The sequence below is a fragment of the Arthrobacter sp. yr096 genome (genome assembly GCF_900108925.1).
In the GTDB taxonomy this organism is placed as follows: Bacteria; Actinomycetota; Actinomycetes; order Actinomycetales; family Micrococcaceae; genus Arthrobacter.
Genome location: NZ_FNYI01000001.1, coordinates 681727 through 696714 on the forward strand (window position 1 = coordinate 681727; position 14988 = coordinate 696714).

At 63.5% G+C, this 14988-nt stretch carries 15 protein-coding genes; 10 read left to right on the forward strand and 5 right to left on the reverse strand.

Translation table 11 applies throughout. The features are described from left to right. Window positions 1-114: 114 nt before the first annotated feature. From hemE to hemL, 9 genes are all read left to right on the forward strand, one after another. Window positions 115-1230, forward strand: a complete 1116-nt coding sequence (gene hemE / locus BMY91_RS03270; RefSeq protein WP_090818173.1) for a uroporphyrinogen decarboxylase — start codon at window positions 115-117, stop codon at window positions 1228-1230. Window positions 1231-1235: 5 nt separating this feature from the next. After that, the gene (hemG, locus tag BMY91_RS03275) at window positions 1236-2699 is read left to right on the forward strand and encodes a protoporphyrinogen oxidase (protein WP_090818176.1); all 1464 of its coding nucleotides are present in this window, start codon (window positions 1236-1238) and stop codon (window positions 2697-2699) included. A 75-nt stretch (window positions 2700-2774) separates the two neighbouring features. After that, window positions 2775-3476 (forward strand): hydrogen peroxide-dependent heme synthase, encoded by a 702-nt coding sequence (gene hemQ, locus BMY91_RS03280; RefSeq protein WP_090818179.1) that lies wholly within the window; start codon window positions 2775-2777, stop codon window positions 3474-3476. Beyond that, a complete protein-coding gene (locus BMY91_RS03285) occupies window positions 3473-4696 on the forward strand; it encodes a ferrochelatase (RefSeq protein WP_090818182.1) in 1224 nt (407 codons plus the stop codon). The genes hemQ and BMY91_RS03285 overlap by 4 nt, the downstream gene beginning before the upstream one ends. Next, window positions 4693-5691 carry a hydroxymethylbilane synthase gene (gene hemC / locus BMY91_RS03290; protein ID WP_090818185.1) on the forward strand — a complete coding sequence of 333 codons (999 nt, stop codon included), beginning with the start codon at window positions 4693-4695 and terminating at the stop codon, window positions 5689-5691. Before BMY91_RS03285 ends, hemC begins: the two co-directional genes overlap by 4 nt. A 70-nt stretch (window positions 5692-5761) precedes the next feature. After that, window positions 5762-6556, forward strand: a complete 795-nt coding sequence (locus tag BMY91_RS03295; RefSeq protein WP_371261005.1) for a uroporphyrinogen-III synthase — start codon at window positions 5762-5764, stop codon at window positions 6554-6556. Continuing rightward, on the forward strand, window positions 6553-7533 hold the full coding sequence (gene hemB / locus BMY91_RS03300; protein ID WP_090818190.1) for a porphobilinogen synthase: 981 nt from the start codon (window positions 6553-6555) through the stop codon (window positions 7531-7533). Before BMY91_RS03295 ends, hemB begins: the two co-directional genes overlap by 4 nt. Next, complete coding sequence (locus tag BMY91_RS03305; RefSeq protein ID WP_090818193.1) at window positions 7533-8612, forward strand: LLM class flavin-dependent oxidoreductase; 1080 nt, start codon at window positions 7533-7535, stop codon at window positions 8610-8612. The genes hemB and BMY91_RS03305 overlap by 1 nt, the downstream gene beginning before the upstream one ends. 43 nt (window positions 8613-8655) lie before the next feature. Then, window positions 8656-9975, forward strand: a complete 1320-nt coding sequence (hemL, locus tag BMY91_RS03310; RefSeq protein WP_090818196.1) for a glutamate-1-semialdehyde 2,1-aminomutase — start codon at window positions 8656-8658, stop codon at window positions 9973-9975. Between the two features lie 86 nt (window positions 9976-10061). On the opposite strand, the gene BMY91_RS23350 is transcribed toward hemL, so the two are convergent. Beyond that, window positions 10062-10355 (reverse strand): hypothetical protein, encoded by a 294-nt coding sequence (locus BMY91_RS23350; protein WP_256212548.1) that lies wholly within the window; start codon window positions 10353-10355, stop codon window positions 10062-10064. Here BMY91_RS23350 and BMY91_RS03315 point away from each other — a divergent pair. After that, entirely contained in the window at window positions 10354-11361 is a 1008-nt protein-coding gene (locus BMY91_RS03315; RefSeq protein WP_256212549.1) for a glycoside hydrolase family 3 N-terminal domain-containing protein, read from the forward strand. The two genes, BMY91_RS23350 and BMY91_RS03315, sit on opposite strands and share 2 nt — an antisense overlap. 85 nt (window positions 11362-11446) lie before the next feature. On the opposite strand, the gene BMY91_RS03320 is transcribed toward BMY91_RS03315, so the two are convergent. From BMY91_RS03320 to BMY91_RS03335, 4 genes are all read right to left on the reverse strand, one after another. Further along, complete coding sequence (locus BMY91_RS03320; protein WP_090818202.1) at window positions 11447-12184, reverse strand: amino acid ABC transporter ATP-binding protein; 738 nt, start codon at window positions 12182-12184, stop codon at window positions 11447-11449. Further along, window positions 12181-12945 (reverse strand): amino acid ABC transporter permease, encoded by a 765-nt coding sequence (locus tag BMY91_RS23285; protein WP_090818204.1) that lies wholly within the window; start codon window positions 12943-12945, stop codon window positions 12181-12183. Before BMY91_RS23285 ends, BMY91_RS03320 begins: the two co-directional genes overlap by 4 nt. Window positions 12946-12957: 12 nt before the next feature. Beyond that, window positions 12958-13908, reverse strand: a complete 951-nt coding sequence (locus tag BMY91_RS23290) for an ABC transporter substrate-binding protein (RefSeq protein ID WP_090818207.1) — start codon at window positions 13906-13908, stop codon at window positions 12958-12960. A gap of 325 nt (window positions 13909-14233) precedes the next feature. Continuing rightward, window positions 14234-14944: a 3'-5' exonuclease gene (locus BMY91_RS03335; RefSeq protein WP_090818210.1), complete on the reverse strand. Its 711-nt coding sequence runs from the start codon at window positions 14942-14944 to the stop codon at window positions 14234-14236. Window positions 14945-14988 lie beyond the last annotated feature (44 nt).

Below are 14988 nucleotides of genomic sequence, written 5' to 3' on the forward strand. Positions count from 1 at the left end.
GCGCCGTGGTGATCCACACGCAGGTGAGTGATCCCCGCCACAACGGCCCGGGCGGGGCACAACGTGACAGCTTGTCGTTATCTTTTGCCCCGGATTTTCGGCACAATCGAAGGCATGACTTCTAGTGCGGCAGCATCCAACAGTACGGCCTCCACCGCCCCGGCGGGAACCCTTGGCACCAACCACCCGCTGAAGGACGGCCGCACCTCGGACTCACCGCTGATCACGGCCTATCGCGGCGGAAAGCCATCGCGCAGGCCCGTATGGTTCATGCGCCAGGCAGGCCGTTCCCTGCCGGAATACCTCAAGGTCCGTGAAGGCGTCGCGATGCTGGATTCTTGCCTGCGGCCCGAACTTGCCGCCGAGATTACCCTTCAGCCGGTCCGCCGCCATGACGTCGATGCCGCCATCTTCTTCTCCGACATCGTCATCCCTTTGAAGCTTGCGGGTGTGGGCGTGGACATTGTCCCCGGCGTGGGTCCCGTGTTGGACAAGCCAGTGCGTACGGCTGCAGATGTAGCGGCGCTGCCCACGCTGACCTGGGAAGCGCTGGAACCCATCCGTGAAGCCGTCCGCCTGACAGTCGCCGAACTGGGGAAGACGCCGCTGATCGGTTTCGCAGGTGCACCGTTCACCCTCGCGGCCTACATGGTTGAGGGCAAGCCGTCCCGTGACCACCTCGGCCCGCGGACCATGATGCACGCCGATCCTGAAACCTGGGCGGCGCTTGCAAACTGGGCTGCCGATACCTCCGGCATGTTCCTCCAGGCACAGCTTGAGGCGGGTGCCTCGGCTGCGCAGCTCTTCGATTCCTGGGCAGGTTCCCTGGGTCTGGCCGATTACACCAAGTACGTGGCCCCGGCCTCGGAACGCGCGCTCGACCATGTGCGTGGTTTGGGAGCCCCTTTGGTCCACTTCGGCACCGGCACGTCCGAGCTCCTGGTTGCGATGCGTGATGTCGGGGTGGATGTGGTGGGCGTCGACTACCGCCTGCCCCTGGACGAGGCCAACCGTCGCTTGGGTGGCACCGTGCCGCTCCAGGGCAACATCGATCCCGCGCTGCTTTCGGCGCCTTGGGAGGTCCTGGAAGCACATGTGCGCGAGGTCATCAGCGCGGGTTCCCATGCCCCGGGGCACGTCCTGAATCTCGGCCATGGCGTTCCTCCGGAGACGGATCCCACGGTCCTGACGCGGGTTGTGGAGCTCATTCACTCGATCCCCGCAGAGTAGGGCCGATGCGCGGGGGACACCCACGTCCAAGGACGCACGAACCCAGGGAGTCCGCCGTTGTAGTGGGCGGTGGTATCTCCGGCCTCCTCGCTGCGCGCGAACTCGCCGTGGCGGGTTTGTCGGTCACCATCCTTGAGGCAAGCCAGGAGTGGGGAGGGTGCGTCGGGAGCCACGTTGTGGCCGGGCTGCACCTGGATAGCGGTGCCGAGTCCTTCGCTACACGGTCCACCGCCGTAGCCGACCTCGCGCGTGAGCTTGGCCTGACGGACAACATCGTCGCGCCGCACCCCGGAGGTGCCTGGGTGCAATTGCCGGACGGCCCGCAGGAACTCCCGAAGACCGGCGTCCTGGGAATTCCAGCCAATCCATGGGATCCCGAGGTGCGGCGTTCCTTGGGGCTGATGGGTGCCATCAGGGCATCCGCGGACCGTTGGTTGCCGGCATCAGTGGGAACCTCGGTCGATGTCACCAGCGTCTCCTCCTTGGTTCGTTCCCGCATGGGTAAAAAAGTGCTGGAGCGCTTGGTTGCCCCGGTAGTGGGTGGTGTTCACTCCGCGGATCCCGGCCTCCTGGACGTCGATATGGTCGCGCCAGGGTTGAGGGCAGGAATCCGCAAGCACGGTTCGCTTGCTGCTGCCGTGGCGGCCCAACGCAGCGTCTCCCAACGCAAGGCATCCGGTCCTGCGAAGGCTGGTTCCGCCGTCGCAGGCTTGAAGGGCGGCATGAACACGCTGGTAGCTGCGTTGGTGGGTGATCTGCAGAGGCGTGGGGTGGAGTTGCAGGCGGGTCAACGCGCCGAGGCTGTGGTGAAGACGAGTCTCGGCTGGCACGTCACCGCTGGCGATTCCACGTACGACGCCGGCCGGCTGGTGGTAGCGCTCGACGGTCCGGCCGCCGTCGGGCTGCTGGAGCCGTGCCTGCCGGAGCTATCCGGATTGCGCCCCGCTCCCGGGCCCCTGGTGAGCCTGGTGACAATGGTGGTGGACCTGCCGGAGCTGGACCGCCGGCCCCGCGGAACCGGAATACTGGTGGCACCGCAGACTCCTGGAATCAAAGCCAAGGCCCTGACCCACGCCACCGCCAAATGGGATTGGCTGGCCGAAGAGGCCGGCCCGGGCACCCATGTGCTGCGCCTTTCCTACGGCCGGCGTGAAGCTGCCGGGGGAGCGGACGTTGTTCTGGATGAAGGGTCCCTCTTGGACGCTGCCCTGGAAGACGCGTCCATCTTGCTGACAGTTCGGGTGTCCCGTTCAGACATCGTGGATTGGGATGTGGTGCGCTGGTCCGGCGCCCTTCCCTTTGCCGCTGTCGGTCATAAACAGCGTGTAGCGCAGGTGCGCAAGGTATGCGCTGAAGTGGACGGTTTGACTGTCGTGGGCGGCTGGCTGGCGGGAAATGGCTTGGCTGCCGTGGTGGCAGATACCCGGGCGCAGCTTGCTGAGGCTTTTGCTCACAAGCCCTCGCTTTAGTGATTTGCGTCACTTCTACTGCTTGTAGAACTGATCCGTTTCGACTTAGGGGCTGGCACGGGGCAAACTTGAACCATGAGCCACACTTCTGCCGAATCTGTCACTAAAACTGCTGAAACTGAAGAACAGTTCTACACGCTGTGGACGGTCTTCAAGCGCTCGGCCGACGTCCTTCGCAGCGGCGATGCTGCCCAGGAATTCGAAGCCCTTGCGGACAAGCTCGCCGAAGGCGGCGTGATCCTGCGGGGTAGCTACGACGTCTCAGCCATGCGCTCGGACGCTGACATTATGGTGTGGCTCCACGGACCCAAGCCGGAGGACCTGCAATCCGCCGTCCGCTCCATTCGCCGCAGCAAGCTCTTCGCGGGAACCGAGATCGTTTGGTCCGCCATGGGCGTGCACCGCGAAGCCGAGTTCTCCAAAAGCCACGTTCCGGCCTATGCGCGTGGCGTGGAGCCCAGCACTTGGCTGTGCGTGTACCCCTTCGTGCGCTCCTACGAGTGGTACATCCTTCCGGCCGAGGAACGCGGCGCCATGCTCCGCGAACACGGCTTGCTGGGCAGGGAATTCCCGCAGGTCATCTCCAACACCGTCTCCTCCTTCGCGCTGGGGGACTGGGAATGGATTCTTGGACTCGAGGCACCGGAACTCGTGGACCTTGTTGACCTGATGCGCCACCTGCGGGACAGCGAGGCCCGCAACCATGTCCGCGAAGAAATCCCGTTCTACACCGGCCGCCGCGTGTCCGCCGCCGAGATTGCCGAGGTCCTTGCATGAGCACTCCAGTCGTTTCCACGGCCGTCAATGAAGTCACTGAGCGCGGCCGCCAGGAAGCCAAGCGCTACGACGCCGTGCTGCTCGCGTCCTTCGGTGGCCCGGAAGGTCAAGATGACGTCATCCCCTTCCTCCGCAACGTCACCCGAGGCCGGGGCATCCCGGACGAGCGCCTCGAAGAGGTTTCGCACCACTACCGTGCTTTCGGCGGGATCAGCCCCATCAACCAGCAGAACCGTGAGCTGAAGGCCGCCATCGAGGCCGAGCTGGCCAAGCGGGACATCGAGCTGCCCGTACTCTGGGGCAACCGCAACTGGGATCCCTACATTGCGCCCGTCCTGCAGGACGCTTACGACGCCGGACACCGCCGGATCCTGATGCTCACTACCAGCATCTACTCCTGTTACTCCAGCTGCCGCCAGTACCGCGAAGACATCGGCATTGCCCTGACGGAGACGGGCTTGGACGGCAAGCTGGAAGTGGACAAGATCCGCCAGTACTTTGACCACCCCGGCGTGGTCCAGCCCTTCCTCGAAGGCACTGCCGCCGGTCTGGAAGAAATCCGAGGCAAGCTGGCCGCTGCAGGCGAGGCTGATCCGGATTCGAAGATCCGGGTGCTGTTCGCCACGCACTCGATTCCTACCCGGGATGCAGAGGCCGCCGGCAGGTCCGAGGACGAGCCGCGCGAGTTCGCTGAAGGATCCGCCTATGCCGCGCAGCATCTTGCCAACGCCCAGGCCATCATGGACACCGTGGCACCGAACGTTGCCTGGGACCTGGTGTACCAGTCCCGCTCCGGCGCCCCGCACATTCCTTGGCTTGAACCGGACATCAACGACCACCTTGAGGAAATTGCCCCCGAAGGCGTCCGCGGCGTGGTAATCGTTCCTCTGGGGTTCGTCAGCGACCATATGGAAGTTGCCTGGGACCTGGACACCGAGGCGCTGGAAACCTGCAAAAACCTCAACATCGAGGCCACCCGTGTTCCCACCCCGGGGACGCACGCGGCGTTCGTGTCCGGTCTGGTGGACCTTATCTGTGAGCGCACGGTGGAAAACAACATCGCCGATCGTCCCCACGTGACGGACCTGGGCCCTTGGTATGACGTCTGCCGTCCCAACTGCTGCGAAAACTTCCGCGGGGCAAAACCCGTCATTTCCGAAGTTGGCGTCGGCATCGGTATCGGTCACGATGCCTACCCCGCTTCGGAGGCTGCCAAGTGACGGTACGCATCGGCACCAGGGCAAGCAAACTTGCCCTGACGCAGACGCAGCAAACAGCGGACCGCTTGGCTGCCGTTGGCGGCTTCCCGGTGGAGCTCGTGCACATCAAGACCGAGGGCGACGTCAAGACCGGGTCACTTTCCCAGATGGGCGGTACCGGCGTGTTCGTCGCCGCGTTGCGTGACGCGTTGCTGGCTGACAGCTGCGATGTCGCCGTGCACTCCCTCAAGGATCTGCCCACTGGGGCTGCCCTGGGCCTCAGCATTGCAGCGACGCCCAAGCGCGTTGATGTCAGGGACGTACTTTGTGCCCGCGATGGACTGACCCTCGCGGAGCTTCCGGGTGGGGCAAGGGTGGGCACAGGCTCACCCCGGCGGGCCGCGCAACTCCGTGCGGCGCGGCCGGATATTGAGGTGCTGGACATCCGCGGAAACGTGGACACCCGCCTTGGCCGCGTACCCGGGCTGAGCGGAAATGCCACCGATGAAGTTGTTCCCGGCAAGTCCTGCGATCTGGACGCCGTGGTGCTGGCCGCCGCCGGCTTGGAACGAATCGACCGGCTGGACACTGTGAGCGAGTTCTTCGCCACGGACGTCATGCTTCCCGCTCCCGGACAAGGCGCCCTGGCCATCGAGTGCCGAACAGAGGACGCTCCACGCCAGGTGGGAACCACTGAGGGCTCCAACGGTGTGCTGGCACAAGCACTCGCAGCATTGAATGACGACGATACCCGGCTGGCTGTAACAGCAGAACGGGCCGTCCTGGCAAGGCTCGAAGCCGGTTGCGCCGCACCCGTCGGCGCGTATTCCTTCCGTAAGGGCAGCATGCTGCATCTGGAAGCCGTTGTCTGCGCCGTGGACGGCACTAAAACTGTCCGCGAGAAAAAGGCCACGGACGGCCTGACCGAAGTTGGAGCCACGTTGCTCGGCATCGAAGTGGCGGAGCTTTTACTCGCTGCCGGCGCCGCGGAGATCGCGGACCTTGCCGCATCCTGATCTGCATGATCGCCAGGGACTGAACGGTCGGCGCGTCCTGATTACCAGGAGCGCCGACCGTGCCAGGCCATTGGCTTCGCTATTAGGCAGCTTGGGAGCAGAGCCGTTGGTTCTGCCGCTTATCGATTTTGAGACGGCGGAGGACCAGGCGCCCCTTGATGCGTACCTGAATCAACTGGCCGCCGGCGATTTTGACTGGTTGGTGCTCAGCAGCGTCACCACCGTGCGGGTTCTGTTGCAGAAGGCTGCGGGGTTTGGAAAATCCCTCGCGGACATCGTTCCTGCCGGAACCAAGGTGGCGACCATTGGTCCATCTTCCCGGGACGTCCTCGAATCCCTTGGCCTCGCGGTTGCCTTGGCACCCACGGACCTCCAGTCCGCCGAAGGCTTGCTTGCTGTGTGGGAGGCTGCCCCGGTGCGGGTACTCCTGCCGCAGGCCGACATTGCTGCGGCGGGTCTGCGGGACGGTTTGGCTGCGAAGGGTGCGGACGTGACCACCGTGGTCGCGTACCGCACCGTCGACTACCCGGCCCGGCCGGAGCGGCGGCTGACAGCGCAACTGCCTGCCGCCGTCGTCAATTCCGAATCCGAACTACCGCCAAGCCTCACCCCTGAAGACGTACTGTCGGCGCTCGAAGCAGGGACAGTGGACGCTGTGGTTGCTGCCTCACCCAGCGCCGTCCGGCGGATCGCCACGGTGTTTCCGACGTTGGGTGCCTGCCGTTTGGTTGCCATAGGGCGTCCGACGGCGGCAGAGGCTTCCCGCCTGGGTCTCACCGTCGCTGCCACAGCCAAAGAACCAACCCCGGACGGCATCGTGGCCGCCTTGGAATCTGTTTTCGTCAACGAAGGGAACCCGCAATGAGCTTTCCAAACCATCGTCCCCGCCGCTTGCGCACAACTCCCGCCATGCGCAGGCTCACCGCTGAGAACCGACTGGCACCCGCAGACCTGATCCTGCCCGCTTTTATCCGGGAGGGACTCACTGTACCCAGCCCCATCAGCTCCATGCCGGGAGTGGTCCAGCACACCACCGATTCGTTGAAGCGGGCGGCCGCCGAAGCCGTGGAGCTGGGCGTGGGAGGCATCATGCTGTTCGGTGTACCCGCGGTACGGGATGCGCGGGGTACGGCGTCCCTTGAACCCGACGGTGTTCTCAACAAAGCCATCCGCGACGTCAAAGCGGAGGTCGGTGACAACCTGGTGATCATGGGCGATGTTTGCCTGGACGAATTCACCGACCATGGCCACTGCGGTGTGCTGGACGCTGACGGCTACGTGGACAACGACGCTACCCTGGAGATCTACGGCCAGATGGCTGTTGCACAAGCCGAAGCCGGAGCCCACGTACTGGGGCCCTCGGGAATGATGGACGGCCAGATCGCCGTGATCCGCCAGGCGCTGGAGGAATCCGGCAACAAGAACACTGCGGTCCTGGCCTATGCCGCCAAATACGCATCAGCGTTCTATGGACCGTTCCGGGAAGCCGTCGATTCCCAGCTCACGGGCGACCGCCGGACCTACCAAATGGACGCGGCAAACCGCCGCGAGGCCATCCTGGAGGTTGAGCTGGACCTCGAAGAAGGTGCGGACATGGTGATGGTCAAGCCGGCCATGAGCTACCTCGACATTCTGGCCGACGTCGCTGCCATGAGTCCCGTCCCGGTGTCGGCCTACCAAATTTCAGGCGAGTACGCCATGATCGAAGCGGCTGCGGCCAACGGTTGGATCGACAGGCGTGGGGCCATTACCGAATCGGTGCTTGGAATCAAGCGTGCCGGAGCCGATACCGTCCTGACCTATTGGGCCTCCGAACTGGCAGGCTGGCTGAAGGAGTCCTGATGACCTCCGTTCCCTCCGATCCCGCGGCGCCGGTAGCGTCAAACCAGATCCTGCTGGGCCTGAACACCTTCGGCGACGCAGGCCTGGACGCCCAGGGGAACCCCAAGGAACATGCCCTCGTGCTGCGCGAGCTGCTGGAGGAAGCAAAGCTGGCTGACGCCGTCGGGATCCATGCTTTTGGCGTGGGCGAACACCACCGGCGGGACTTTGCCGTCTCCGCGCCCGAAGTTTTCCTCGCGGCCGCGGCCGCAGTGACCTCCCGGATTCGCTTGGGATCGGCCGTCACGGTCCTCAGCTCGGATGATCCCATCCGCGTCTTCCAACGTTTCGCCACCGTGGACGCCATCGCCAACGGCAGGGCCGAGGTGATGCTGGGGCGAGGATCGTTCGTGGAGTCCTTCCCGCTGTTTGGCTTGGATCTGGCAGACTACGAGGTCCTCTTTGAGGAAAAGCTGGAGCTGTTCCACAAGGTGCGCGCGCAGAAACCGGTCCACTGGGAAGGGCGCACCCGGCCGAACGTCAGTGGACTTCAGGTCTATCCGCGGTTGCAGCACCACCTGCTGCCGGCATGGATCGGCGTGGGCGGCACACCGGAGTCCGTACTGCGCTGTGCTGAATACGGGTACCCGATCATCTTCGCCATCATTGGTGGTGAGCCCCGCCGTTTTGCCCCCTTGGTGAATCTGTACCGCGAAGCCATGGGCAAGTACGGCCATCCGATGCGCCAGATCGCAACCCATTCGCCCGGATTCATTGCTGATACCGATGAAGCCGCACGGGAGGAGCTCTTCCCGCACTGGCTTGAGCAGCGCAACAGGATCGGTGCCGAGCGTGGCTGGGGACCGGGAAACCGGGCCGAGTTCGATGCCATGTGCAGTCCTGAAGGTGCGCTCTACGTGGGCTCGCCGGAAACCGTCGCGCAAAAGATCGCCCTCCTTAAGAGGAACCTTGGAGTGGACCGCTTCGACCTCAAATACAGCAACGGGACGCTGCCGCACCAGTCCATGATGCGCTGCATCGAGCTGTACGGCACCGAGGTTGCCCCACGCGTCGCTGAACTGCTGGCTGACGCCTCATAACTTGCGGCCTTGCCGCCGATGAATCACTGAAAGAATAGGAACCATGACTTCCAACACCCCTGTCTCCGATCAGCTCTTTGACCGTGCACGGTCCCTCATGCCCGGCGGTGTGAACTCCCCGGTCCGTGCCTTCGGCTCCGTGGGTGGAAACCCAAAGTTCATGGTCTCGGCCAAGGGTGCCTATCTCACGGACGCCGATGGCAAAGAATACGTGGACCTGGTGTGCTCCTGGGGACCGGCACTGCTGGGGCATGCGCACCCCGCTGTGCTCGACGCCGTCCACGCGGCTGTGGACCGCGGGCTGTCCTTCGGTGCTTCGACACCGGATGAAGCCAACCTGGCAGCCATCGTCAAGGAGCGGGTCGCCGCCGTAGAGAGGCTGCGGATGGTGTCCACGGGCACTGAAGCCACCATGACTGCGGTACGGCTGGCCCGCGGCTTCACCGGCCGTAACCTGATCATCAAGTTCGCAGGCTGCTACCACGGCCACCTGGATGGCCTGCTTGCCGCCGCAGGCTCCGGCGTCGCCACACTGGCATTGCCGGGCTCGGCCGGCGTCACCGAAGCTACGGCTGCGGAAACTCTGGTTCTGCCGTATAACGATCTCGACGCCGTTGAGGCCGCCTTCGCTGCCCACGGCAAGAACATCGCTGCCGTCATTACCGAGGCCGCTCCGGCGAACATGGGCGTAGTCACCCCGGGGGAGGGCTTCAACGCCGGGCTGTCCCGCATCACCAAAGAACACGGCGCCCTCCTCATCCTCGACGAAGTCCTCACCGGGTTCCGCACCGGCTACGCCGGCTACTGGGGGCTGACGGGCAGGCAGGAAGGCTGGGCACCGGATCTGCTCACCTTCGGCAAGGTCATCGGTGGCGGAATGCCGACGGCGGCACTCGGCGGCCGCGCCGACGTCATGGACTATCTTGCTCCTGTTGGCCCGGTCTACCAGGCAGGCACCCTTTCGGGGAACCCCGTGGCCATGGCCGCTGGTGTAGCAACGCTGACTCACGCAACTCCTGACGTCTACGCCTATGTTGATGCCCGTTCGTTGGAACTCTCTGCAGCTCTGTCCGCGGCCCTGGACGCTGCTGGCGTGGACCACTCCATCCAAAGGGCGGGAAACCTGTTCTCCGTTGCTTTCGGCACTTCGGCCCACGGCGTGCACAACTACGCCGATGCCCAGGGCCAGGAAACGTTCCGTTATGCGCCGTTCTTCCACTCCATGTTGGACTCCGGGGTCTACCTTCCGCCGTCCGTCTTCGAAGCCTGGTTCCTGTCAGCGGCCCACGACGACGCCGCGATGAACCGCATTGTGGACGCCCTCCCGGCAGCTGCGAAGGCGGCTGCCGCAGCCTCCGCCTGATCGCTGATGCCCCGGGCGACCGCTGCCCGGGGCAGTGTGGCGCCCGCACGGGGTAGGCTCGTAGATGGAAACCCAACCCCAACGAATTAACGGTTTACCATGCGCAAGACCCAGACAATTGCATCCCTCCGTATGAGCATCGCGGCGGCTGGAGCTTTCCTCGCCATGGCGTCCGGCTGCTCAACCGGGAGTGGAAGTTCCGCACCGACTGCCACGGACAGGACGCCGTCGGCCTCTGCCCCTGCGTCGTCAGGCACTCCGGTTCCCACCACCGCGCAGGCGACGTCACCACCGCGATCCCCGGCTCCTTCCACGCCACCATCGGCCCCTGCATCAGGGACGAGCGCGCCGTCCGTGGCGGACCAGCAACTTGCGGCCATGAGCCTGGAACAGCGCGTGGGGCAATTGTTCATGGTGGCGGCCAAGGCAACTGGTGCTGAGCCGGGGACCATGGAAGCACTGAAGAAGTATCACACGGGCAACGTCTACCTCAGCGGGCGCAGCAAGGCAGGAACCGGGGCCACCACGTCAGTTGTCTCGTCCCTGACGGGCACGGTCTCTCCAGCTACCACAGGTGGTGTGCCCCTTTTTGTAGCCACGGACCAAGAGGGTGGCTACGTCCAAGTCCTCTCCGGCCCCGGTTTCTCCACGATCCCCACCGCGTTGGTCCAGGCGGGGTCCGGGGCGGCTAAGCTCCGCGCTGACGCCGCCGTATGGGGTAAAGAGCTGCGGAGCGTCGGCGTGAACGTCAACCTTGCTCCGGTCTTGGACACGGTGACCAGCCCGGAGTTTGCGCCGTCCAACGCCCCGATCGGGCATTTCCAGCGAGAATACGGTTACGCACCGCCGGCAGTTTCTGCACTCGGCAACGCCTTTGCCGACGGCATGAAGGACGCCGGTGTCGCGCCAGTGGTCAAGCACTTTCCCGGTCTGGGCAGAGTTGTCCCCAACACAGATGTGACCAGCGATGTCAGGGACACGGTAACAACCCGGAACGATCCCGCTCTGGAACCTTTCCACACAGCGATCGAGTCGGGCACGCAGTGGGTCATGGTGTCCAACGCGTTCTACGACAAGATCGATCCTGCCAACATTGCGCCGTTCTCCCCGATGGTCATGGACACTATGCTGCGGGCAGACGCGGGCTTCAAAGGCATCGTTCTCTCGGATGACCTCTGCAGTGCCGCTCAACTGGAAGCCTGGTCTGATGCGGACCGGGCCCTGAACTTCTTTAGCGCCGGTGGAACCATGCTGGTGTGCGCCGATCCCGCGGCCATTCCATCAATGCACCAGGCCGTAGTGAAGAAAGCGCAATCCGATCCCGGGTTCCTGGCAAAGGTGGATGCCGCTGCCCTGACGGTGCTTAAAGTCAAAGCCGGGCAATAAGCGCAACGGGGAAACCCCGCCCTTCCTGATCAAGCACGAGGCTTGATGCGCGGAAAGACGGGGTTTCAGTGGAAGCTGGCGGTGGCTACAGGACGTCTGAAAGGAAGCCCTGCAGACGTTCCGTTTGAGGATCGGTGAAGAGCTTTTCCGGCGGACCGGATTCCACCACAACGCCTGCGTCCATGAAGGTCACGATGTCCGAGACATTGCGGGAGAAGCCCATCTCGTGGGTCACCACCACCATGGTCATGCCTCCTTGCGCCAGATCCGTCATGAGGGCCAGTACGCCCTTGACCAGTTCAGGGTCCAGCGCTGAGGTTGCTTCGTCGAAGAACATGACCTCCGGCTTCATAGCCAGCGCGCGGGCGATCGCCACGCGCTGCTGCTGGCCACCGGAGAGGTTGGCAGGACGGGCATCGGCCTTGTGCTTCAGTCCGACCAGGTCGAGTTGGGCCAGGGCCTCGTCCCGTGCTTCGTCCTTGGACATGCCACGGAGCTTGCGCAAGGCGAGGGAGATGTTCTCAGCCACTGTCTTGTGCGGGAAGAGGTTGAACTGCTGGAACACCATGCCGATACGGCGGCGCAGTTCGTCCGGGTTGTCCTTCAGAACTGAACGGCCATCGAGGAGAATGTCGCCTTGGTCCGGTTCGATGAGCCGGTTCATCACACGGAGCAGCGTTGACTTTCCGGAGCCCGAAGGCCCGATCACAGAGGCCGTGGTGCCCTTCTCCACGTGAAGGTCAATGCCGCGCAACACATGGTTGCTGCCAAATGACAGGTGGATGTTCTTCGCAGACAGCGTTCCTGAAGCGAATTCGCTCATGCCTGGGCTCCCTTTCCAACGACGGCTGCTGCCTCGTCCGGTTCCTTCTTCTCCGGGCGACCGGCTCGCATGCGGGCATCAATCCAGTTCACGAAGTGAGTGAGCGGGATGGTCAATGCCAGATAGAAGATGGCTGCAGCTACATACGGCGACAGGTTGCCGCTGTTGGCAGCAGCGTCCTTGCCGATCTGGAAGATCTCACGTTCCGTTGCCAGCAGGCCAAGCATGAAGACCAAGGACGATTCCTTGATCAGCGCGATGAACTGGTTGACCAGCGCCGGAAGGACGCGGCGGATGCCCTGGGGCACCACCACCAGACGCATGGACGAACCGTAGCTGAACCCCAAAGCGCGGGTTGCCTCGAGTTGGCCCTTGTCCACGCTCTGAATACCTGAGCGGAAGATCTCGCCGATATACGCACCGGACATCAAGGACAACGCCGCGATGGCCATGGGGTACGGGCTCGTGGAACCGGTCAGTTCACGGATGACGGGGCCGAAGCCGAATCCGATGACCAGGATGGTCAGGACGGGCGGAAGGCCACGCAGGATGTCCGTGTAGATGCGGGCAATCCACCGTGCTGCTGCGTTCCGGGAGATCCCCATCAGGGCAAGCAGCATTCCGATCGCCGTCCCGATGATGCCTGATATAACAGCCAGGATCAGCGTATTCGGAAGGCCGATGGCGAACATCTTGGGGATGACTTGGCCCATCGCCTCCCAGTCAAAGAAGGTGTCGGCAAGTTGATTGAGGATATCCATGGAACGCCCGGGTTACTTTGCGGGGACTTGGACGGCCTTGCTGCCCGGCGTCCAGCCCTGCGGGGTCTGCTCGGCAGCAGTCGGACGGTCCTTGTACCATTCGGCGGTGAGCTTGGCCCACGTGCCGTCAGCGATCACTGCGTCGAGGCCGGAGTTCAAAGCGTCGATCAGCGGCTGGTTGTCCTTGTTCACGGCGTAGGCGGTGAAGTTCTGGGTGTTGACAACCTTCTCGGCGATCTTGGTGTTGTCGCCTTCCTTGACCTGGCCCTCAGCCTGCTGCGACGGTGCAACCCAAGCGTCGATCTGGCCGTTCTTCACGTTGCCGTAGACGGTGTTGTAGTCGGGGAAACGAACCGGCTCAATCTTGAGGGTGTTCGTCATGTAGTCGTCCTGGACGGTGCCCTGGACTACACCAACCCGCAGGCCTTCCTTGAGGTCCGCGAAACCCTTGACAGCGGAATCGTTCTTGGTCACGACGGCCATGTAGCCGAAGTCGTAGCCATTTGTGAATCCGACGGTCTTGCGACGTGCGTCAGTGGTGGAGATCGAGGAGGATCCGACGTCGAACTGCTTGTTGGCTACCTGGGACAGGAGGGCCGAGAAATCCGTGGAGGCGAACTCGACCTTAAGGCCCAGCTTGTCGCCGATGGCGCGGAGGAGTTCGTTGTCGTAACCGGTGAACTTGCCGGAGGGATCGATGAAGATGTTCGGCGGGGCATCGGAAAGGGTGCCCACGCGCAGGGTGCCGTCGGTGATGAGGCCGAGCTTGGACTTGTCGATCTTGTCCAGGGGAGTGACGTCAGCGGTGGTGAACTTGTCCAGGGTCTGCTGGTCACTGCCGGCGAGGGCGTCGGTGGGCGAGCCGCTGGGCTCGGAGGTTCCTCCGCCGCATGCTGCCAGGGAAATCACCAAGGCTGCGGCCACCGGGGCAACAGACAGCCACTTAGGGGCTTTGAATTTCATAAAGAAATCACTTTCATCGGGTCACTGAGACGTTTCGCGGGTGGGCGGGGAATGTGGCAACCGTGAGAAGGTTGGCTGCCCTAGCAGACTTCAACCCGCCAAACTTAATTATGTCACCAGCCCACCGGCGCATGGTGAATCGAATAAACGGATTTCGGCACTCGATTTCACCGAATAAAGTTCCCGCGGATGACGCTATGCGCCTTGGTCTGTTCCGACTGTTGCCTTCGAGATGAAATCCCCGCGCGACTCAGCTTTGAATGGGGGGTTCCCGAATTTCATGTGACTTGCGTCGCAGTACGTAACCTGCGGGAGTGCTCCCGGCTTAGAAGCCACCCCGGCTTGCATCCTCGGGTGGGAGGACGGGCCATTCGCCTTCAATGACTGCTGTAGGTTTGCTGCGCCGCAGGTATTGCTGGAAATCGGCAGCCTGGGATGCGGCCCAGTCTACTTGCAGCTGGTGGAGGGTGGATGCGGGCATCTGCAGTTTGGGGAACTTGCCGGCCATGGCGTCAAGGACGCGGAGCGTGGCCAGTGCGTCAGCCGCGGACGTGTGCGCGTTGCTCAAGTCCACACCGTATTCCTCGCACAGGGCCGTCAGGGTGCGCTTGCCCTTGCGGTAGCGGTCCACCTGCTTGTTCATCACATAGGGGTCCAATACTGGAAAGCGGGTCAGCTGGGGGACACCATATCGAGCGGACTCCGCCGCAAGGACCGTGAAGTCGTAGCTGGCGTTGAAAGCGATAACTGGAGTGCCGTCGTCGAACAGCCGCTGAAGCACCTCCGCGACCTCACGGGTGACATCCGCTGCCGGCCGGCCCTCTGCACGGGCTTTCTCCGTGGTGACCCCGTGCACTTCACTTGCTTCAAGAGGAATCTCCACGCCGGGATCGGCCAGCCACTCGTGCTCTGCGATGAGCTCGCCATGAGCATCCACCACCGTGATCGAAGCGGTGACGATCCGGGCCGAACGTGAGTTCTTTCCGGTGGTCTCGAGGTCGAATGCGGCGCGGGAGAGGGTGTTCCAGGAACTCATGACTTCAAGCTACCGGCTGGCTCCGACACTATTGGGCACGACAC